Annotated in this window: 22 protein-coding genes; 17 read left to right on the top strand and 5 right to left on the bottom strand. The window is 69.2% G+C overall.

Features of this window, described 5'->3' with window-relative positions; genetic code table 11:
- Positions 1-65 precede the first annotated feature (65 nt).
- The 6 genes from MELE44368_RS20785 to MELE44368_RS20760 all read left to right on the top strand — a co-directional run bounded on the left by MELE44368_RS20785 (position 66) and on the right by MELE44368_RS20760 (position 5,318).
- On the top strand, positions 66-905 hold the full coding sequence (locus MELE44368_RS20785; protein WP_128110247.1) for an ABC transporter ATP-binding protein: 840 nt from the start codon (positions 66-68) through the stop codon (positions 903-905).
- Positions 902-1,741: an NUDIX hydrolase gene (locus MELE44368_RS20780; RefSeq protein WP_128110246.1), complete on the top strand. Its 840-nt coding sequence runs from the start codon at positions 902-904 to the stop codon at positions 1,739-1,741. The genes MELE44368_RS20785 and MELE44368_RS20780 overlap by 4 nt, the downstream gene beginning before the upstream one ends.
- Entirely contained in the window at positions 1,738-2,385 is a 648-nt protein-coding gene (locus MELE44368_RS20775) for an enoyl-CoA hydratase (protein ID WP_128110245.1), read from the top strand. Before MELE44368_RS20780 ends, MELE44368_RS20775 begins: the two co-directional genes overlap by 4 nt.
- Positions 2,386-2,395: 10 nt before the next feature.
- A complete protein-coding gene (locus MELE44368_RS20770) occupies positions 2,396-3,394 on the top strand; it encodes a class I SAM-dependent methyltransferase (RefSeq protein WP_128110244.1) in 999 nt (332 codons plus the stop codon).
- The gene (locus MELE44368_RS20765; protein ID WP_409366143.1) at positions 3,352-4,554 is read left to right on the top strand and encodes a class I SAM-dependent methyltransferase; all 1,203 of its coding nucleotides are present in this window, start codon (positions 3,352-3,354) and stop codon (positions 4,552-4,554) included. The genes MELE44368_RS20770 and MELE44368_RS20765 overlap by 43 nt, the downstream gene beginning before the upstream one ends.
- A gap of 68 nt (positions 4,555-4,622) precedes the next feature.
- Positions 4,623-5,318, top strand: a complete 696-nt coding sequence (locus MELE44368_RS20760) for an esterase (protein WP_128110243.1) — start codon at positions 4,623-4,625, stop codon at positions 5,316-5,318.
- Here MELE44368_RS20760 and MELE44368_RS20755 read toward each other — a convergent pair.
- The gene (locus MELE44368_RS20755) at positions 5,315-6,610 is read right to left on the bottom strand and encodes a BamB-related PQQ repeat family beta-propellar protein (protein ID WP_128110242.1); all 1,296 of its coding nucleotides are present in this window, start codon (positions 6,608-6,610) and stop codon (positions 5,315-5,317) included. The genes MELE44368_RS20760 and MELE44368_RS20755 overlap by 4 nt on opposite strands.
- Positions 6,611-6,692: 82 nt before the next feature.
- Between MELE44368_RS20755 and MELE44368_RS20750 the strand changes: the two genes are divergently transcribed.
- Positions 6,693-7,430 (top strand): acyltransferase, encoded by a 738-nt coding sequence (locus tag MELE44368_RS20750; RefSeq protein WP_128110241.1) that lies wholly within the window; start codon positions 6,693-6,695, stop codon positions 7,428-7,430.
- A gap of 134 nt (positions 7,431-7,564) precedes the next feature.
- Here the strand turns inward: MELE44368_RS20750 and MELE44368_RS20745 are convergent, their stop codons facing one another.
- The 3 genes from MELE44368_RS20745 to MELE44368_RS20735 form a co-directional block, all read right to left on the bottom strand.
- Entirely contained in the window at positions 7,565-8,806 is a 1,242-nt protein-coding gene (locus MELE44368_RS20745; protein ID WP_082944373.1) for a glycosyltransferase family 4 protein, read from the bottom strand.
- Positions 8,807-8,930: 124 nt separating this feature from the next.
- On the bottom strand, positions 8,931-10,439 hold the full coding sequence (locus MELE44368_RS20740; protein ID WP_128110255.1) for a 1,4-alpha-glucan branching protein domain-containing protein: 1,509 nt from the start codon (positions 10,437-10,439) through the stop codon (positions 8,931-8,933).
- 17 nt (positions 10,440-10,456) lie between these two features.
- The gene (locus MELE44368_RS20735; RefSeq protein WP_128110240.1) at positions 10,457-11,224 is read right to left on the bottom strand and encodes a class I SAM-dependent methyltransferase; all 768 of its coding nucleotides are present in this window, start codon (positions 11,222-11,224) and stop codon (positions 10,457-10,459) included.
- A 196-nt stretch (positions 11,225-11,420) separates the two neighbouring features.
- On the opposite strand from MELE44368_RS20735, the gene MELE44368_RS20730 reads away from it, so the two are divergent.
- From MELE44368_RS20730 to MELE44368_RS20685, 10 genes are all read left to right on the top strand, one after another.
- A complete protein-coding gene (locus tag MELE44368_RS20730; RefSeq protein WP_128110239.1) occupies positions 11,421-12,212 on the top strand; it encodes an electron transfer flavoprotein subunit beta/FixA family protein in 792 nt (263 codons plus the stop codon).
- Between the two features lie 30 nt (positions 12,213-12,242).
- Complete coding sequence (locus MELE44368_RS20725) at positions 12,243-13,199, top strand: electron transfer flavoprotein subunit alpha/FixB family protein (protein ID WP_128110238.1); 957 nt, start codon at positions 12,243-12,245, stop codon at positions 13,197-13,199.
- A 145-nt stretch (positions 13,200-13,344) separates the two neighbouring features.
- The gene (locus MELE44368_RS20720) at positions 13,345-14,088 is read left to right on the top strand and encodes an SDR family oxidoreductase (protein WP_128110237.1); all 744 of its coding nucleotides are present in this window, start codon (positions 13,345-13,347) and stop codon (positions 14,086-14,088) included.
- A gap of 6 nt (positions 14,089-14,094) precedes the next feature.
- The gene (locus MELE44368_RS20715) at positions 14,095-14,745 is read left to right on the top strand and encodes a nitroreductase (RefSeq protein ID WP_128110236.1); all 651 of its coding nucleotides are present in this window, start codon (positions 14,095-14,097) and stop codon (positions 14,743-14,745) included.
- Between the two features lie 92 nt (positions 14,746-14,837).
- Positions 14,838-15,662 carry a GNAT family N-acetyltransferase gene (locus MELE44368_RS20710; RefSeq protein ID WP_128110235.1) on the top strand — a complete coding sequence of 275 codons (825 nt, stop codon included), beginning with the start codon at positions 14,838-14,840 and terminating at the stop codon, positions 15,660-15,662.
- Positions 15,659-16,483 carry a lysophospholipid acyltransferase family protein gene (locus MELE44368_RS20705; protein ID WP_046750587.1) on the top strand — a complete coding sequence of 275 codons (825 nt, stop codon included), beginning with the start codon at positions 15,659-15,661 and terminating at the stop codon, positions 16,481-16,483. Before MELE44368_RS20710 ends, MELE44368_RS20705 begins: the two co-directional genes overlap by 4 nt.
- A gap of 47 nt (positions 16,484-16,530) precedes the next feature.
- Positions 16,531-17,760, top strand: a complete 1,230-nt coding sequence (locus tag MELE44368_RS20700) for a cysteine desulfurase family protein (protein ID WP_046750586.1) — start codon at positions 16,531-16,533, stop codon at positions 17,758-17,760.
- Positions 17,760-18,827, top strand: coding sequence for a tRNA 2-thiouridine(34) synthase MnmA (mnmA, locus tag MELE44368_RS20695; RefSeq protein WP_128110234.1), 1,068 nt, complete (start codon positions 17,760-17,762; stop codon positions 18,825-18,827). The genes MELE44368_RS20700 and mnmA overlap by 1 nt, the downstream gene beginning before the upstream one ends.
- A gap of 77 nt (positions 18,828-18,904) precedes the next feature.
- Positions 18,905-19,612 carry a helix-turn-helix transcriptional regulator gene (locus tag MELE44368_RS20690; RefSeq protein ID WP_128110233.1) on the top strand — a complete coding sequence of 236 codons (708 nt, stop codon included), beginning with the start codon at positions 18,905-18,907 and terminating at the stop codon, positions 19,610-19,612.
- Complete coding sequence (locus MELE44368_RS20685; RefSeq protein WP_128110232.1) at positions 19,605-20,051, top strand: hypothetical protein; 447 nt, start codon at positions 19,605-19,607, stop codon at positions 20,049-20,051. Before MELE44368_RS20690 ends, MELE44368_RS20685 begins: the two co-directional genes overlap by 8 nt.
- Before the next feature lie 13 nt (positions 20,052-20,064).
- Here MELE44368_RS20685 and MELE44368_RS20680 read toward each other — a convergent pair.
- Positions 20,065-20,542: cbb3-type cytochrome c oxidase subunit I (locus MELE44368_RS20680; RefSeq protein ID WP_206613824.1), on the bottom strand; the 478-nt coding region annotated here is incomplete at its 5' end.

Raw genomic sequence — 20,542 nt, 5'->3', positions numbered from 1 at the left:
ATTTCGCGTATGGCCAGCGCTGACCGCATGAGCCCGCACCGAGACCGCTTCAATACGATGGGCGGGTGCCAGTCGCCGAGGATGCAGCCGACCCCGATCTGCTGATCGACTTCGCCGGGGTCTCCCTGCGGCGCGGCGGGAAGGTCCTCGTCGGACCCATCACCTGGTCGGTCGAGCTCGACGAACGCTGGGTGATCGTCGGCCCCAACGGCGCGGGCAAGACGTCGCTGCTGCGCATCGCCGCCGCGATGGAGCACCCCTCGTCGGGCACCGCCTACGTGCTCGGTGAACGGCTCGGCCGGGTGGACACCATCGAGCTGCGCTCACGCATCGGCCTGAGCAGCTCCGCGCTGGCGCAACGGGTGCCCGAAGGCGAGCTGGTGCGCGATCTGGTGGTCTCGGCCGGCTATTCGGTGATGGGCCGCTGGCGCGAACGCTACGACGAGGTCGACTACCACCAGGCCATCGACATCCTGGAGAGCGTGGGGGCCGAGCACCTGGCCGAGCGCACCTACGGCACGTTGTCGGAGGGGGAGCGCAAGCGGGTCCTCATCGCGCGGTCGATGATGACCGACCCCGAACTGTTGCTGCTGGACGAGCCCGCGGCCGGACTGGATCTCGGCGGACGCGAGGAACTGGTCGCGCGGCTGGCCGATCTGGCCGCCGACCCGGACGCGCCGGCGCTGGTGCTGGTGACCCACCACGTCGAGGAGATCCCGCCCGGCTTCACGCACTGCCTGATCTTGGCCGAAGGTCAGGAGGTCGCCTCGGGACTGCTGCCCGAGGTGTTGACGGCGGAGAACCTGTCGACGGCGTTCGGGCAGTCGATCGCCGTCGATGTCATCGACGGGCGCTACTTCGCCCGTCGCACCCGTTCCCGCGCGGCACATAGGAGACGTGCATGACCGAGCAACCGTTGACGCCGCGACCCGCCGCCACCGTGATGCTGATCCGCGACAAGGATCCCGGCGCGCGACGCGCGGTGGAGGTGTTTCTGATGCGGCGGCATTCGGCGATGGAGTTCGTCGGCGGGGTGATGGTGTTTCCCGGCGGCGGCGTCGACGACCGGGACCGCAACGCCGACATCGCGTGGATGGGTCCCGAACCCTCATGGTGGGCCGAGCGGCTCGGCGTGGACGTCGAACTGGCCAGGGCGCTGGTGTGCGCGGCGGCGCGCGAGACGTTCGAAGAGTCCGGTGTGCTGTTCGCCGGCGCCGCCGACGACTCCGACGTCCTCGTCGACGACGCCTCGGTGTACCGCGCCGAACGGCAGGCGCTGGTGGACCGGTCGCTGTCGTTCGCCGACTTCCTGCGCACCGAGAAGTTGGTGTTGCGCGCGGATCTGCTTCGGCCATGGGCGAACTGGGTGACCCCGAAGGAAGAGCGCACCCGCCGCTACGACACCTACTTCTTCGTCGCGGCCCTGCCCGAGGGACAGCGGGCCGACGGCGAGAACACCGAGGCCGAATCGGCGGGGTGGATCACGCCCGAGGAGGCGCTGCAGGACTTCGCCGATTCCAAGACGTTCCTGCTGCCGCCGACGTGGACGCAGTTGGACTCGCTGGCCGGCCGGACGGTCGCCGAAGTGCTTGCCGTGGAACGCCAGATCGTGGCGGTCGAACCTCATCTGGCCGCCACCAACGGCAACTGGGAGATCGAGTTCTTCGACAGCGACCGCTACAACGCCGCCCGCAAGCACCGCTCACCCGACAACTACACGCCCGGCGCACCGTTGGCATGAACGAGTTCGTCAGCGTCCACACCGGCGACCAGCAGCCCGGCATCGCCACGCTGCTGTTGTCGCGTCCGCCGACCAACGCGCTGACCCGCCAGATGTACCGCGAGATCGCCGCCGCCGCGGTAGACGTCGGTCGCCGCGCCGACGTGCACGCCGTCGTCGTCTTCGGTGGCCACGAGATCTTCTCCGCCGGCGACGACGTGCGAGAACGGCGGACGCTGAACACTGCCGAGGCCGCCGTCGCCGCGGAGGACTGCCGGGCGGCCGTCGACGCGCTGGCCGCGGTGCCCAAACCGACCGTCGCGGCCATCACCGGGTACGCGCTGGGCGGCGGGCTCACCCTCGCGCTGGGCGCGGACTGGCGGGTCGCCGGCGACAACGTCAAGTTCGGCGTGACGGAGATCCTCGCCGGGCTCGTGCCCGCGGGCGGCACGTCCCGGCTGACCCGCGCGGTCGGCGTGAGCAAGGCGAAAGACCTGGTGTTCAGCGGCCGGTTCGTCGACGCGAAGGAGGCGCTGGCGCTCGGCCTGATCGACCAGATGGTGGCACCCGACGACGTCTACGACGCCGCGGTGGCCTGGGCCGCCCGGTTCGTCGACTATCCGCCCCAGGCACTGGCTGCGGTCAAGGCCACCTTTGCCGTCTAGGCTGCCTGCCATGAGCTTCGACGAAACCGGCGCGCGTTTCGACGTCGCCGCCGAACCGGCGCCTAATCCGCACGCGACCGCGGAGCAGGTGGAGGCGGCCCGCCACGACAGCAAGCTGGCCCAGGTGCTCTACCACGACTGGGAAGCCGAAAGCTACGACGACAAGTGGTCGATCTCCTACGACAAGCGGTGCGTGGACTACGCGCGCGACCTGTTCGACGCGACGGTGCCCGAGCGGGAGTTGCGCAACCTGCCCTACGACCGGGCGCTCGAGTTGGGCTGCGGCAGCGGATTCTTTCTGCTCAACCTGATCCAGGCCGGCGTCGCGCGGCGCGGTTCGGTCACCGACCTGTCCCCGGGCATGGTCAAGGTCGCCACCCGCAACGGAGAGAACCTCGGCCTCGAGATCGACGGCCGGGTCGCCGACGCCGAGGGCATCCCGTACGACGACGACACGTTCGACCTGGTGGTCGGCCACGCGGTGCTGCACCACATCCCCGACGTGGAGCTGTCGCTGCGTGAGGTGGTCCGGGTGCTCAAGCCCGGCGGCCGGTTCGTGTTCGCCGGTGAGCCGACCAACGCGGGGGAGAACTACGCCAGGCCGTTGTCGACGCTGACGTGGCGCACGGTGACGAACCTGACCAGGCTGCCCGGGCTTGGCTCCTGGCGCCGGCCGCAGGCCGAACTCGACGAGTCGTCACGCGCCGCGGCGCTGGAGGCGGTCGTCGACCTGCACACGTTCGACCCCGGCGACCTGGAACGGATGGCGCGTAATGCCGGTGCCGTCGAAGTGTCCACCGCGACAACCGAATTCACTGCCGCGATGGTGGGCTGGCCGCTACGCACGTTCGAGGCGGCGGTGCCGCCCGGCCGGTTGGGTTGGGGTTACGCCAAGTTCGCGTTCAACAGCTGGATCACGTTGAGCTGGGTCGACGACAACATCTGGCGGCGCGTCGTACCGAAGAGCTGGTTCTACAACGTGATGGTGACCGGGGTCAAACCGTCCTGAAGTTCAACCTCGACCACGTCGCCTACCTGCGCAGCGACGCCGGTGCGCAGGCGTTGCGTGAGGTCGCCGCACTACCGCTGACCGATGCCACCCTGGTGTCCGACATCGCTTGGGCGCGCGAACGTTTCGGCGAGCACACCGCCGCGCTGGTGGAGACGACGGTGTTGCGCCGCAAGGCCGCGGCCAAGCTGCCCTGCGCCCACAACTGGCTGTTCACCGACGAGGCCCTGCAGCAGGCCACCGCCGAACCGGTGGCGCGGCACCGCGCCCGGCGACTGGCCGGCAGGCGGGTTCACGACGCCACCTGTTCGGTCGGCACCGAGCTTGCCGCGCTGGCGAATTCGGCCGCGCTTTTGCTCGGCAGCGATATCGATCCGGTCCGGCTGGCGATGGCCCGGCATAACGTGCCCGATGTCGGTCTGTGCCGCGCCGACGCGCTGCGCCCGATCACCCGCGGTGCCGTCGTGCTGCTCGACCCGGCGCGACGACGGGGCGGGCGACGCCGATTCGACCCGCGCGACTACGCACCCCCGCTGGACGCGCTGCTGGAGACGTATCGTGATCGTGATGTGGTCGTAAAGTGCGCCCCCGGAATAGATTTCAATGCGGTGAGGCAGCTCGGGTTCACGGGTGAGATCGAGGTGACCTCGCTGGCGGGCAGCGTGCGGGAGGCCTGCCTGTGGTCGGCGGATCTGGCGGAGGCCGGGGTCACCCGGCGTGCCACGCTTCTGGACACCGGAGAACAGATCACCGATGCCGATCCCGACGACTGCGGGGTGGGGCCGGCGGGCCGGTGGATCATCGATCCCGACGGCGCCGTCGTGCGCGCGGGCCTGGTGCGGCACTACGCGGCCCGGCACGGGCTCTGGCAACTCGACCGCGCCATCGCCTACCTTTCGGGGGACCGGCTGCCCGACGGCGTGCGCGGTTTCGAGGTGCTCGAGCAAATCGACTACAGCGAACGGCGACTGCGCCAGGCACTTTCAGCGCGCGACGTCGGCACGGTGGAGATCCTGGTACGCGGCGTCGACGTGGACCCAGACCGGTTGCGGTCGCGGTTGCGGCTGCGCGGATCGACCGCCGCCTCGGCAATCATCACCCGGCTCGGAAGCGGCCCCGCAAGCCGGGCAACGGTATTCATTTGCCGTCCGTCGCGGTGACCGGTTACGTACCCTGATTCTTGACGCGCCGGTGTGAGCGCCGGGGCCGGCTGCAAGGATGTCCGACGATGCGCACACTCACAATGACTGCTCTGTTGGCAGCAGGTGTCGTCGTCGGCGCCCTCGGTTCTCCGGTGGCCTCGGCGCAGACCGCCTGTCAGGACCTCGACGGTGTGGTGGACGCCGACCAGGTGTGCCGGGTGCACGCCGAGGGCCCCACCTACCAACTCGATTTCACGTTCCCCAACGATTACCCGGATCCCGCGCCCGTGGTCGCGTATCTGACCCAGATCCGCGACGGATTCGTCAACGTCGCGGGAATGCCCGACTCGTTCAACGTGCCTTACGAGCTGGATGCCACCGGCACCAGCTATCGTTCGGGCCCGCCGACCGGAGGCACCAGGAGCCTGGTGTTCACCGTCTGGCAGAACGTCGGTGGGGTCCAGCCGCAGACCTTCTTCCAGGCGTTCAACTGGGACGTCGGCAAGAACGCGCCGATCACGTTCGACACCTTGTTCAAGCCGGACGCCGAACCGCTCGACGTGATCTTCCCCGAGGTGGACCGGTCCCTGCAGAACGAGTACGGCACGGTGGTCCCGGCGTCGCCCGGCGCCGGAAAGGATCCGGCCAACTACCAGAACTTCGCGCTGACCGACGACGCGGTGATCTTCTTCTTCACCCAGGGTTCGCTGCTGCCGGATTCGGCGGGCCCGGTGCAGGCCTCGGTGCCGCGCGCCGTCATCGCACCCATGCTCGCGCGCTAAGCGGGCGCGAACCCGTAGACCGTTCCGTCGCTGGTGGCGGTGACCACGCGGCGGTCATGGCCGATCGAGACGCCGACCGGCCAGCCGCTCGCCTCGGGCAGCGGATAGCTGTTGACGGTATGGCCGTCGGCGGGGTCGAACACCATCAGCGCCAGCCCGTCCTCGCCGTCGCGGACCACGGTGTAGGCCACGTCGGGTCCCGCCTGGCTGGACGTCGACAGCGTGGTGACGTCGTCGCGGGTCCAGCTCACCTCGCCCTCGTCGCCGGCGTCCTTGATGCCGACCAGCTTCGCGCCGGGGCCGCCGCCGGCCACGATCAGCCCGTCCGGCGACACCGAAGGCGGCGTCTGCGCGAGATAGTCCAACGGAACCGACCACTTCGCGCTGCCGTCGGCGGCGTTCAGCGCCCACAGGCGCTCGTCGCGGCCGTTGACGTACACCGTCGAGCCGTCCGCGGAGAAGACGGGGCTGGCCAACGGCCCGCCGCCGACAGCGTCGCTGGTCCACTCGCGGGTCAGGATCGGGTTCTGGTCGGGCCGGTACCGCAGCCCGACGAGGACCGGGGCGTCGGCGTCGGGTTCCCACAGGCTCAGCACGACGAGCCCGGGCGTCGGCGTGAACGCCGGCGCGGCGGCCACCGGGCAGCGGGCGCGGGCCGGTTGGCAGTCGGCCAGCCCGCGTTCGGAGTCCTTCGGGTCGATGCCGGCCACCAGGTCCAGCGGCGTACCCACCACGGCGCCGTTGTGGGCGTCGAACACCAGCACCTGGCCGAGGTGGGTGACCACCAGCAGGTGCCCTGGCGCCAGAATCCGGGGTGTGGTCGGCATCCCGATCACGGGCTTGCGCCAGCGGAACCACTGCGTCGGCGGAAAGGACAGGATGGCGCCCGGCTGGCCGATGTAGAGGTTGTCGAACCCGTCCAGCAGCGGGCTGGCGGTGCCGCCGCCCTGTACCAGCCGGGTGCACCAGCGTTGGCGGGCGTTGTTGCCGGCTTCCCACACCATCAGCGAGCAGCCGGTGGGCGTCTGCGCGTTCAACCCCAGGTAGCCGTCGTTGCCCAGCGCGACCGAGGAGTACAGATCGCCCTTGACCGACCGGGTCCACTCCAGGCGCAACGTGTCGGCGCCCGACGCCGGCGCGTAGCTGCTGTTGCGCGGGTCGGCGTACTGGGCCGGCCAGCCCTCGGCGGGGTGTGCCTGAACCCACGAGTCGGTGTTGCCGCACCCCGCCAACGCGGCCGTGATCAGCGCCGTTAGTAAGGAAACAGCCAGCACGGTCAATCGCCGCAACACCGGTTCCTTCCGTTGGGGAGTTCGTGAAGCCCACGTGAGGGTAACCGCTCACGGCCGGAGTGCTCGCGTAGGCTTTCCGGCCATGACGACCATGTGGGGCGCTCCGCTGCACAAGCGCTGGCGGGGGTCGCGGCTGCGTGACCCGCGCCAGGCACGGTTCTTGACGATGGCGTCGCTGCGGTGGGTGCTGGCCAACCGCGCCTACACCCCGTGGTATCTGGTGCGCTACTGGCGGTTGCTGAAGTTCAAGCTCGCCAACCCGCACATCATCACCCGCGGCATGGTGTTCCTCGGCAAGGGCGTGGAGATCCAAGCCACGCCCGAGCTGTCGACGATGGAGATCGGCCGCTGGGTCCACATCGGCGACAAGAACACGATCCGCTGCCACGAGGGCTCGCTGCGGTTCGGCGACAAGGTGGTGCTCGGCCGCGACAACGTCATCAACACCTACCTCGACATCGAGCTGGGTGACTCGGTGCTGATGGCCGACTGGGTCTACATCTGTGATTTCGACCACAAGATGGACGAGATCAACGTGCCGATCAAGGATCAGGGCATCGTTAAGGGCCCGGTGCGGATCGGCCCCGACACCTGGATCGCGACGAAGGTCACCGTGCTGCGCAACACCACGGTCGGGCGCGGGTGCGTGCTCGGGTCGCACGCGGTGGTCAAGGGCGAGATCCCGGACTTCTCGATCGCGGTGGGTGCGCCGGCGAAGGTCGTCAAGAATCGGCGGCTGGCGTGGGAGACGTCGGCGGCCCAGCGCGCCGAGCTCGCCGCGGCGCTGGCCGACATCGAGCGCAAGAAAGCGTCACGCTAAGAGCCGTTGCGCCCTTGTGCGCGAGCCCACTCGCCCTTGTGCGCGAGCCCACTCGCCCTTGTGCGCGAGCGTGCGTGTTTGCGGCCGACACGCCGTCATTTCGGGAGAGTTTGCGCACCCTCGCGCCCACTATGTCAGCGGTCGGGTAGCGCGTGCTCGATGATGGGCCGTCGGCGATGTGGTTGGCGCTCAGCGCGTTTGGCCGAAAGGTACACCTGGGCGGTCTCCTCGGCGACCGCGTCCCAATCGAAGTCCGAGGTGAGGCGTTCGCGCGCGGCGACGGCCATCTCCTGGGCGGCCCGCGGGTCGTCGAGCACGGCGCGGACCGCGTTGGCCAGGGCCGCGATGTCCCGCGGCGGATACGACACCCCGGTCTGGCCGTTGATCACCGCCTCGCCCAGGCCGCCGACGTTGGAGGTCACCAACGGGGTGCCCGTCGCCGCCGCCTCCAGCGCGACGATGCCAAACGGTTCGTAGTGGCTGGGCAGCACGGCGGCGTCCGCGGCGTGCAGCAGGTCGACCAGGTCGTCGTGGTTGAGATGGCCGACGAACGATGTGGCCCTGAGCACCTTGTGTTTTCGTGCCTGCTCGACGAGCCACGCCTGCTGGGTGCCGGTGCCCGCGATGGTCAGCGTGGTGCCTGGGTGGGTGCGCCTGATGCGGGGGAGCGCCGCGATGGCGTCGTGAATACCCTTCTCGTACTCGAGCCGGCCCAGATACAGCAGCTGCGCCGGGCCCTGGCGCGGCCGTCGCGGCGCGAACGGCCAACGCGCGACGTCGATTCCGTTGCGGATCACCCGGATCTCGGCCAGCCCCGGGCCGAACAGCTCGGTGATCTCGTCGCTCATCGAGGCCGAACACGTGATGAGCGAGTCGGATTCGTGCACCAGCCAGGACTCCACCGCGTGCACCTGGCGGCTGATCCGCCCCGACACCCAGCCGGAGTGCCTGCCCGCCTCGGTGGCGTGGATGGTGGAAATCAGTGGCACATCGAAGTATTCGGCGAGTGCGATCGCCGGATGAGCGACCAGCCAGTCGTGTGCATGGACGACGTCTGGTTTCCACGGTTCGGTGTCGGGGCCCTTGATCGCCAGCCCGGCGCGCACCATCGAATGCCCCATCGCCAGCGTCCAGGCCATCATGTCGCTGCCGAAGTCGAACTCGTGCGGGTCCTGTGCGGCCGCGATGACGCGCACACCCTCGCTGACGTCGTCGGCAGTCGGGTGGGTGCTGGGATCGGTGCCGCTGGGCCGACGGCTGAGCACGACGACCTCGTGTCCGGCGGCCGCCAGTGCCGTGGCGAGGTGGTGGACATGGCGGCCGAGGCCGCCGACGACCACCGGCGGGTACTCCCACGACACCATGAGGACTTTCATGCGATGCCACCGGTGCGCCGCGTGGGCCCACACGTAAGTAGGGAACGTGCGTGAAGTCGCGCTGAATCACGGCGTGTCGCCCTCAGACACGCACGCTCGCCCACGATGGAGGGGGTCGCCGCGGTCATCGGGGCAACCGCCTGGCGTCCAGCGCGCCGAAAAGTCCGTCGGCGCGGTTCCAGCCCTCGGCCAGTCGCTGAGCGTGGTCCTGCCGGCCCGACGCCATCGCATCGGCGATCTCGCGCGTGGCATGGGCGTGCAGGTGTGCGCGATAGCGGGCATAGTCCGCGGCCGAATCCTTGCTCACCATGAACGGCCAGTCGCTGGACACCGTCAACAACGTCTCGCGCAGGATCTGATCGGCGACGAAGTTGCGCGGGGTGGGTGCGCCGACCGATGCGTTGGTCTCACCGAGCGCCTTGTCGACGGTGGACAGCGCGGTGTCGACGACTTCGTTGTTCAACTGGACCAGATCGCTGACCTTCTCACCGGCCCACACATGCCAGTCCTTTCCGGAACCCCATGAGCTGGACGGCAATTCGACGGCGGAACCCACGAAACCGTCGGCGATCGCGTCGGACAGCGTGCCCACCCGCACACCGGCCTGCGGCAGAGCCCGCAGCACCCGCTGCAGCCATGTCGGACCCTCGTACCACCAGTGCCCGAACAACTCGGTGTCGAACGCCGCGATGACGTGGGCCGGCCTGCCGATGCGTTCGCTCTCGTCGACGAGGCGCCGGCGCACCACGTCGACGAAATCGGCGACGTGGTGGTCGATTGCGTGATCGGCGCGCTGCGGGTCGTAGGGCGCCTTGTCCTCGGCGGCGACGTGGCGTCCGGTCACCCGCGCGGACTTCAGGCCGGTGGTGTGGTCATAGGTGTGAAAGTCGCGGTACGCCGAGTGGCCCGGATAGCCCGACTTGGGTGACCACACCCGGTAGCTGACCTGCAGGTCACGGCCGAACGCGACGACATCCGACCCGGCCACCGGGCGGCCCAGCGCGGTGTCACCGTGCAGCGACGGACCGTCGACCATGAAATGACCGACACCGGCTGCGGCATAGTCGTTTTCCATGCCCGGCGCGTAGGCGCACTCGGGCGCCCAGATGCCGCGCGGGGTATGCGCGAAGCGCAGCGAGGCGTCGGCGAGCCCCTCACGCAACGCGAACTCGCGCAACCGCGGATGAAGCAGCGGCTGAAACGGATGCGCCAACGGGCCGCCGAGCAACTCGATGGTGTCCGCGTCGATCAACTCGCGCAGCAGCGGGCTACCGCCGTGGGCCCACAGCGCCTCGAAGTCGTCGATCGCCCGTTCGGTCTCGGCCAGCTCACGAATCCCGAACTGGCGCAACGGAGCTCCGAGCGTCGTCGCCTCCAGCGCGCGCAACTGCCAATTCGCCAGCCAGTGGTGCATGCCCGTGAGGCAATACGGGTCGTCGAGCTGCGCGGTGACCACCGGCGTCATGCCGAGCGTCACCACATGCCGACGGCCTTCGGCGGCAAGCCCGCGAAGCACACGCATCAGCGGCAGGTAGGCCGCCGACCATGACTGATAGAGCCACTCCTCGCCGACCGGCCAGCGGCCGTGATGGGCCAGCCACGGCAGGTGCGTGTGCAGCACAAGGGTGAACATCCCCGGTGTCGAAGTGCTCACGGCCGCACCGCGATTGCCACCAGGTCGAGGCTGTCGTCGATGTTGCGGTCCGCGGCGTCGATCAGGTCGAAGTCCTCGGTGCGCACCGACGCGACGTCGGCGAGCAGGCCGGCCGGCCAGGGTGCGTCAGCCAACGCGCGGTCGATCTGGGCGTCGATGATCGAACCGCCGTGGCGGGCATCCAATTCGAGCAGTCGCGGGCCGTGGAAGACGCCGCACATGCGCTCCATCCGAAAGCCCGCAGTGGTCAGCAGTTCGGTGAGTTCCGCCGCGTTGAGCTCGCGGGTGTGAAACGGGTTGACCGGGGTGTCCAGGCCGGGGGAGAACGTGATCCGGTTGGGTGTCGACATCAGCAGCGTGCCGCCGGGACGCAACACGCGCAGGCACTCGGAGACGAATTGCCCTTGATCCCACAGATGTTCGATCACCTGGAAGTTGACCACCACGTCGACCTCGTCGGCGAGGGGTAGCTCGGCCACGTTTCCGTGGCGCATCTCGACGCGGGGATAGCGCGCCCGGACGTGCGCGACCGCCGACTCGTCGTAGTCCAGACCGATCACGCGTCGCGCCACATCGGCGATCAGGTCCGCGCCGTAGCCCTCGCCGCAGCCCGCCTCGAGGACGTCTTTACCCGCGCAGCGATCCGCCAGCCGCTGATACACGACCTCGTGGCGGCGGAACCAGTAGTTCTCCTCCGGCAAGCCCGGAACCGTGCGTTCCCCGGTGAGGGGCAGGTCCGGACCGCCGGTGACGAATGCGCTCATTGCAAGGCAGGCTAACCCCTATCGGCTCGCCGGCGAACGGTTCAACGCCTACGTGCTGCTAGAACGCGAGCTTCGACCCGCTATGGTGTTCCTGCGACCCACCACAAGTTACTCGCTAGTAACATGGTGTTAGTTGCTTCAAACGTGGTAATGCAGGCCGGCCGTCCGGTCTCTTCAAGGAGGACGAACCAGACTCATGACGAACATCGTGGTCCTGATCAAACAGGTCCCAGACACATGGTCAGAGCGCAAGCTGACCGACGGTGATTTCACCCTCGACCGTGAGGCCGCCGACGCCGTGCTGGACGAGATCAACGAGCGCGCGGTGGAAGAAGCGCTGCTGATCAAGGAGAAAGACGGCGGTGAGGGCACTGTGACAGTGCTCACAGCCGGTCCCGAGCGCGCCACCGAGGCCATCCGCAAGGCGCTGTCGATGGGCGCCGACAAGGCCGTGCACCTCGTCGACGACGGCATGCACGGCTCCGACATGGTGCAGACCGGGTGGGCCCTGGCGCGTGCGCTCGGCACCATCGAGGGCACCGAGCTCGTCATCGCCGGCAACGAATCCACCGACGGTGTCGGGGGCGCGGTTCCGGCCATCGTGGCCGAGTACCTCGGCCTGCCCCAGCTGACCCACCTGCGCAAGGTGACGGTCGAGGGCGGCAAGGTCGTCGGCGAGCGCGAGACCGATGACGGCGTCTTCACGCTCGAGGCGCAGCTGCCGGCCGTGGTGAGCGTGAACGAGAAGATCAACGAACCGCGCTTCCCCTCCTTCAAGGGCATCATGGCCGCCAAGAAGAAGGAAGTGACCACGCTGACGCTCGCCGAGATCGGCGTCGAGCCCGACGAGGTCGGAGTCGAGAACGCGGGTTCGAAGGTGCTCTCCTCGACCCCGAAGCCGCCGAAGACGGCCGGCGAGAAGATCACCGACGAAGGCGACGGCGGCACCAAGATCGCCGAGTACCTGGTCGCTCAGAAAATCATCTAGTCCCGACTTCGGAGAAAGACGCAGAAACTCATGGCAGAAGTACTTGTGCTCGTCGAGCACGCCGAGGGTGCCCTCAAGAAGGTCACCGCTGAACTGATCACCGCCGCCCGCGTTCTGGGTGAGCCTTCCGCCGTCGTGGTGGGCAAGCCGGGCACCGCCGAGCCGCTCATCGAGGGGCTGAAGGAGGCCGGCGCGGCCAAGATCTACACCGCCGAGTCCGACGACGCGGAGAACTACCTCATCACCCCGTACGTGGACGTGCTGGCCTCGCTGGTCGAGTCGGCCAGCCCCGCCGCGGTGCTGCTGGCTGCCTCAGCCGACGGCAAGGAGATCGCCGGGCGGCTGGCCGCGCGCACCGGCGCAGGTGTGCTGACCGACGTCGTGGAGGTCAAGGAGGGCGGCAAGGCCGTGCACTCGATCTTCGGTGGCGCCTACACCGTGGAGGCCGAGTCCACCGGTGAGCTCGCGGTCATCACCGTGCGCCCCGGTGCGGTGGAAGCCGCGCCGAGTGCGGGTGCCGGCGAGGTCGTCAGCGTCGAGGTGCCGGCCCAGGCCGAGAGTGCGACGAAGATCACCAAGCGCGAACCGGCCGTGGCCGGTGACCGTCCGGAGCTCACCGAGGCCACCGTCGTGGTCTCCGGCGGGCGCGGTGTCGGCAGCGCCGAGAACTTCAAGATCGTCGAGGAGCTGGCCGACGCGCTCGGCGGCGCCGTCGGCGCGTCCCGCGCCGCGGTCGACTCCGGCTACTACCCGGGCCAGTTCCAGGTGGGCCAGACCGGCAAGACCGTGTCGCCGCAGCTCTACATCGCGCTCGGCATCTCCGGTGCCATCCAGCACCGCGCCGGCATGCAGACGTCGAAGACGATCATCGCGGTGAACAAGGACGAGGAGGCGCCGATCTTCGAGATCGCCGACCTGGGCATCGTCGGTGACCTGTTCAAGGTCACCCCGCAGCTGACCGAGGCGGTCAAGGCCCGCAAGGGATAGCCCGCCACCGACTGGTACAACGCAAACGCCCCGACGTCTCCGTCGGGGCGTTTTGCGTGCGCGCGGGGACTACGGATTTTCAAGGGTGCAACGGACATCACCTGGTGGGAGCGTGGAGCTGCGACCAAAGGAAAGGTGTTCGGAAATGAAGATCACGGTAATCGGCGCCACCGGTCTGATCGGCTCCAAGGTGGTTCCCCTGCTCGAAGCCGCCGGCCACACGGTGGTCTCGGCCTCCCGGCAAAGCGGGCTGGACGTGCTCACCGGCGAGGGGGTCGCCGACGCGCTGCGCGGCGCGGACGTGCTGGTGGACCTGACGAACTCGCCATCGTTCGAGGACGACGCGGTGAAGCAGTTCTTCACCGCCTCGACCACCAACCTGACCAAGGGCGCCGCCGTAGCCGGTGTCGGCCACTATGTGGCGTTGTCCATCGTCGGCGCCGACGAGCTGCCCGAAAGCGGCTACATGCGGGCCAAGGTCGTGCAGGAGACGATCCTGCGGGAATCGGGCGTGCCGTACACGATCGTGCGGGCCACACAGTTCCACGAGTTCGCCGAGGCGATCACCGAGACGTTGACGATCGACGGCGTTGTGCATGCGCCCGACGGGGCGATCCAGCCGATCGCCGCCGACGACGTCGCCGCCGAAGTGGCCCGTGCGGCCATCGCACCCGCCCGCAACGGTTTCCACAACATCGGTGGGCCCGACAAGATGTCGTTCGCCGACCTGGCCCGGGCGGTGTTGCGCGCCAACGGTGACGATCGGTCCGTCGTCGTCGACCCCAAGGCCACCTATTTCGGCACCCCGGTGGACGACCACAGCCTGGTCACCGGCGACGACGCCGTCATCGCGAAGATCAGGTTCGCCGACTGGCTCAGCCACCGTTGACCGGCGATGAGCGGACTCGAAGAGGCGATCAGCCAGCGTCGCTCGACACGGATGTTCCTCCCGGACAAGCCGGTTCCGCGGGAGCTGCTGGACGAAGCCCTCGCTCTGGCCATGCGCGCACCGTCGAACACCAACCTTCAGCCGTGGCAGCTGTTTCTCACGTCCGGACGCCGCCGGGACCGGTTGGTCGCGGCGCTGCTCGAGGACGCATCGCGCGGATTCCCCGAGACAGTCGGCATTCCGGAGAGGTTCGCCCCGTTGCGCTTCGAGTTCGGGGCGCTGGTGTACGGCGCCATGGGTATCGCACGGGATGATTCCGAGGGCAGGCGGGTCGCGCGGCTGCGCAATTGGGAGTTCTTCCGGGCGCCTGTGGCCGGTGTGGTGTGCATGCATCGCGACCTCGGTTCGACCGACGCCGTGGGGGTCGGGATGTTCCTGCAGACGCTGCTGCTCGCGCTCACCGCGCGCGGGCTCGGCACGTGCGTGCAGGCGTCGATCGCCCACTTTCCCGACACCCTGCACGCACAGCTGGAGATCCCCGACGACCTCACCGTGCTCTGCGGGCTGGCCATCGGCCATCCCGATCCGAGTTTCCCGGCCAATCACCTCGACACCCCGCGCAACGCCGTCGGAGACAACGTGATCTTCCGGGAGTGACATCTGACATAGAGACAAGTCGTCATCCAGCGGTCACGGACACGTCACGTGCGCGACGCCGTCCGGAGATGCGGCGGCGCGACCGTGCAGCCATGAGCACTGCTTCTGTCCTCATACCCGCCGGCCAAACCGGCACCGCCGGAATGCCGCGCTACACCCTGCTGCTGTCCACCGACGACGCGCTGATCGAGGCCGCGCAGCGGCTGCGCCACGACGTGTTCAGCGCCGAGCCGGGCTTCACGCTCACCACTGCCACGGACGCCGACCGGTTCGACGAGTTCTGCGACCACCTGCTGGTGCGCGACGACACCTCCGGCGAGCTGGTGGGCTGCTACCGGATGCTGCCACCCGCAGGCGCGATCGCGGCGAAAGGCCTATACACCGCAACTGAATTCGATGTGCGCGGGCTCGATCCGCTGCGGCCGCACCTAGTGGAGATGGGTCGGGCGGCGGTGCGCGCGCAGCACCGCAACGGCGGTGTGGTGCTGTTGATGTGGGCCGGAATCCTGGCCTATCTGGACCGCTGCGGATACGACTACGTGGCCGGCTGCGTGTCGGTGCCGATCCACGGCGGCGACGACCCCGTACCCGGACGCCAGATCCGCGGCGTGCGTGACCTCGTGCGTCGCCGTCACGCCGCGCCTGCGCGGTACACCGTGCACCCGCACTGTCCGGTGATCGTCGACGGCAGGCACCTCGACGACATCGACCCGCCCGACAGGGTCGACGTGCCCGCGCTGATGCGCGGCTACCTGCGCCTCGGCGCGCGGGTCTGCGGCGATCCCGCTCACGACCCGGACTTCGGGGTGGCCGACTTTCCGGCTCTGCTCGACAAACGCCGCGCCGACACCCGTTACCTGCGCAGGCTCCGATCGGTACAGGCGGCAGCGGCGATGGTCGACGGAATGGCGTCGTGACCAGCCCATGGGTGCCCCAGGCGCCGTGCGACGCCCGCTGCCTCAGCGTCGGTACGACGGCGGCGGGTCACCGCCTCGTGATCGCGTGCCGGATCGCGCTACGCGCCGGCCTGGCGCTGACGTTGTTGGCGGCGATCCCGCTGATCCTGACCCCGCTGCCGGGACGTTCCCGCATCCAGCGCAGGTACTGCCGACTGATGCTGCGCTGCCTCGGTGTGCGAATCACGGTGTCGGGCGGGCCGATTCGTAACCTGTCCGGGGTGCTGGTGGTCAGTGGGCACGTGTCGTGGGTCGACGTCTTCGCGATCGGCGCGGTGATGCCCGGACGGTTTGTCGCCAAGTCGGAACTAATCAGCTGGCCCGGCCTGGGGCTTTTGGCCAGGCTGATGAAGGTCATCCCCATCGAGCGGGCCAACCTGCGCGGGCTACCCGGCGTCGTCGACACCGTCGCGGCCCGCTTGCGTGCCGGGCACACCGTCGTGGCGTTCCCCGAGGGCACCACCTGGTGCGGCCTTGCGTTCGGCCCTTTTCGGCCGGCGATGTTTCAGGCCGCCATCGACGCCGGCAGGCCGGTGCAGCCGCTGCGGCTGAGCTACCACCACCGCGACGGCCGGCGGTCGACCACCGCCGCCTACATCGGCGACGACACGCTGCTGGCCTCGATCCGGCGGCTGATGACCGCGCGGCGCACGGTCGCGCGGGTACACGTCGCGTCGCTGCAGTTGCCGGGAACCGACCGCCGTGACCTGGCAGGTCGCTGCGAATCCGCGGTACGCGGTGACCGGTCCCGCCGCGGGCACGGCCACGCGCTGGTGGCCTGACCGCGCGACCGTGAGCGTGCGGGCCCGGCCGCTAGACTTGAACGGTTATGACCTCGTCGACTTCGCCGGATGCTCGCCCCAGGGGCTCATCAGGGCCGGTCTACCTCGATCACGCAGCCACCACGCCGATGCACCCGGCTGCCATCGAGGCGATGACGGCTGTGCTGGCGACGGTCGGCAACGCGTCGTCGCTGCACGGCACCGGCCGGGTGGCGCGCCGCCGGATGGAGGAGGCCCGCGAGGCGCTGGCCAACCTGCTGGGCGCACGGCCGTCGGAGGTGATCTTCACCGCGGGCGGCACCGAGAGCGACAACCTGGCGGTCAAGGGCATCTACTGGGCGCGCCGTGACGCCGAGGCCCGTCGGCGCCGCATCGTCACCACGCCCGTCGAGCATCACGCGGTCCTGGACGCGGTGGAATGGCTCGTCGAGCACGAGGGCGCCGAGGTGAGCTGGCTGCCGGTGCGACCGGACGGTTCGGTGACCCCGGCGGCGTTGCGAGATGTGTTGCAGCGCCACGACGATGTCGCCCTGGTGTCCGTCATGTGGGCCAACAACGAGGTCGGCACGATCATGCCGATCGCCGAACTCGCCGCTGTGGCAGCCGAGTTCGAGGTACCGATGCACAGCGACGCCGTGCAGGCCGTCGGCCAGATACCCGTCGACTTCGGGTCGAGCGGGTTGTCGGCGATGAGCGTGACCGCGCACAAGTTCGGCGGCCCCACCGGTGTCGGCGCGCTGCTGCTGCGCCGCGACACCGCCTGTGTCCCGCTGCTGCACGGCGGCGGCCAGGAGCGCGACGTCCGCTCGGGCACACCGCACGTCGCCGGCGCGGTCGCGATGGCCGCGGCCGCCAAGGTGGCGGTGGAAGGCCTGGAGGCACACAGCGCGCGGGTCACCCGACTGCGCGACCGGCTGATCGACGGCGTGCTGTCCAGCATCGACGACGTGCACCTCAACGGGGCCGCGGGTGCCGGCCGACTCCCGGGCAACACCCACTTCACGTTCCGCGGCTGTGAGGGCGACTCGTTGTTGATGCTCTTGGATGCCAAGGGAATCGAGTGTTCGACGGGTTCGGCGTGCACCGCCGGGGTGGCGCAGCCGTCGCACGTGCTGATCGCGATGGGCAGCGACCCGGCGAACGCCAGAGGGTCACTTCGGCTGTCGCTGGGACACACCAGCACCGAGGCGGACGTCGACGCCGCGCTTGCGGTTCTTCCGGCCGCGGTGAAGCGAGCCCGGCAGGCGGTGCTGGCCAGCTCGGGAGCGGTGGACTGATGCAGGTGCTCGTCGCGATGAGCGGTGGCGTCGATTCCTCGGTGGCCGCCGCGCGGATGGTCGACGCCGGACACGACGTCGTCGGCGTGCACCTCGCGCTGTCGTCGGCACCGGGCACTCTGCGCACCGGGTCACGCGGATGCTGCTCGAAGGAGGACGCCGGCGACGCCCGCCGCGTCGCTGATGTGCTCGACATCCCGTTCTACGTATGGGATTTCGCCGACCGCTTCGCCGAGGAAGTGATCGTTGACTTCGTGTCGGCGTACGCCCGCGGCGAAACGCCGAACCCGTGCGTGCGGTGCAACGAGCGAATCAAGTTCTCCGCGTTAGCTGCTCGCGCGCTCGCGCTGGGCTTCGACGCGGTGGCCACCGGCCACTACGCCCGCCTGGCCGACGGCAGGCTGCGGCGCGCGGTCGACCGGGACAAGGACCAGTCCTACGTCCTCGGCGTGTTGACCGCCGAGCAGCTTCGGCACGCGCTGTTCCCGATCGGCGACACACCCAAGGCCCAGATCCGCGAGGAGGCCGCGCGCCGCGGGCTCGCGGTGGCCGACAAACCCGACAGCCACGACATCTGCTTCATCCCGTCCGGGGACACCCGCGCGTTTCTCGGCGCCCGCATCGGCGTGCGCAGGGGAAACGTGGTCGACCGTGGCGGCGCCGTGCTGGCCGAGCACGACGGCGTGCACGGCTTCACCATCGGACAGCGCAAGGGCCTGGGCATCGCCGGGCCGGGCCGCGACGGCCGACCCCGCTATGTGACCGACATCGACGCCGAAACCGGCACCGTATACGTCGGGAACGCCGCCGACCTGGACGTCTGGACACTGACCGGCGAACGGCCCGTGTTCACCTCCGGTGTCGCACCGACCGGGCCCGTGGAGTGCGCGGTGCAGGTGCGAGCGCACGGCGGGGTCGCCGACGGTGTGGCGCAACTGCGCGACGGGCGGCTGGTGGTCGAGCTACGGGCTCCGCTGCGCGGCGTGGCACCGGGGCAGACCATGGTGCTTTATCGGCCCGATCCGCAGGGTGACGAGGTGATCGGGAGCGCGACGATCTGTCGCTGACGGTGGTGGCTCCGCGGCCGCACGGCGGCTAATATGAATGAGTCCCATCCGTTAAATACCGGAGCATAGACCACCCCGTGGACGACGAAGTTCCTGCTGCGGCGGCGCGGCCGCGCCGAGATCGGTTGCCGCGCAACCGGCAGCGCGAACGCGTGCTCCACCTGGTTCGCAAGCACGACGGTCCCGTCGACGCGGCCGAAATCGCGGCCCAGATCGGCCTGCATGTCACCACGGTGCGTTTCCACCTGGACGCGTTGTGCGACGAGGGAGCGATCGTGCGCACCCGGTTGCACCGCGCCGGAGCGGGCCGGCCGCGGACCGGCTACGTGGCGGTGGAGGACCGCCTCGACTACCGGGTCCTCGCCGAGGTGCTCGCGATGGAACTCGGCAGGATCGAGGAGACCCGGCGCGAGCGTGCCGAGCGGGCGGGGCGGCGCTGGGCGGGCCAGATGGTTGCGGCGATCGAGGCCGATGTACGCCCGGGTGTCGGTCCGTCCGAGGCCGACGCACTCGACCGTCTCGCGACGGTGGCCGCCCAGATCTTCGCCCGCATGGGGTTCGCACCCGAACTGCTCGCGGCGAAGCGATCGCGCGGGAAGCGCGAGCGCGAGATCAGGCTGCACGCGTGCCCGATTCGTGACCTGGCGCGGTCGCACCCCGAAGTAGGCTGCGGCCTGCACCGTGGGGTGCTGGCGGGGCTGGTTCGCGATACGACGATGTCCGCGGAGCTCGAGCCGTTCGTCGCACCCGAGCTCTGCCTGGCCAGGATGGTGTCCAATGAATGACGTTGCCGCATATGTGCAATTGCTCGTGCCGATGCTGTGGCTCGGCATGGTGCTCGCCATCTCGTTTCTCGAAGCACCACTGAAGTTCGGCGCGCCCGGCGTGACCCTTCCGATCGGGCTGGGCATCGGGCGGCGCGTCTTCAAGGCCCTCAACGGGGTCGAAGTCGTGCTTGCCGCAGTGCTTCTGGCGGCTACCCTCGTCGCCAGACCGTCGACGGCCGTGTTGATCCTGGTCCTGGTGGCCGCGGCGGTGCTGGCCGTTCAGGTGATCCTGGTACGACCCCCGCTGACCAAACGCTCGAACCGAATTCTCGCCGGTGAGACACTGCCGCGCTCCCAGATGCACTACGTCTACGTCGCACTGGAAGTCGTCAAGGTGGGCGTGCTCATCGCGCTGGCGCTGGTGCTGACCTCCCGGGTGGTCGAGCACCTGCTCTGACAGCAGCCGACATTCAGTGGCGCTGTCCGATGTGTGATTCCGCGCGGATCCGCTCGATCATGTGCGGGTAGTGCAGCTCGAACGCCGGCCGCTCCGAACGGATCCGGGGCAGTTCGGTGAAGTTGTGCCGCGGCGGCGGGCAGGACGTCGCCCACTCCAGCGAGTTGCCGTAACCCCACGGATCGTCGACGGTGACCGGCTCGCCGTAGCGCCAGCTCTTGAACACATTCCAGGCGAACGGCAGCATCGAGATCCCGAGGGTGAACGCGCCGATGGTGGAGACGACGTTGAGCGTGGTGAACCCGTCGGAGGGCAGGTAGTCGGCGTAGCGCCGCGGCATTCCGTCGTTGCCGAGCCAGTGCTGCACCAGGAACGTGGTGTGGAAGCCGATGAAGGTCAGCCAGAAGTGCAGCTTGCCCAACCGTTCGTCGAGCAGACGCCCGGTCATCTTCGGGAACCAGAAGTAGATGCCGGCGTAGGTGGCGAACACG

The sequence above is a fragment of the Mycolicibacterium elephantis DSM 44368 genome (assembly GCF_004014805.1).
Taxonomy (GTDB): Bacteria; Actinomycetota; Actinomycetes; order Mycobacteriales; family Mycobacteriaceae; genus Mycobacterium; species Mycobacterium elephantis.
The sequence above is the reverse complement of the archived record's forward strand: the minus strand, read 5'-3'. Positions and strand labels throughout refer to the sequence as shown.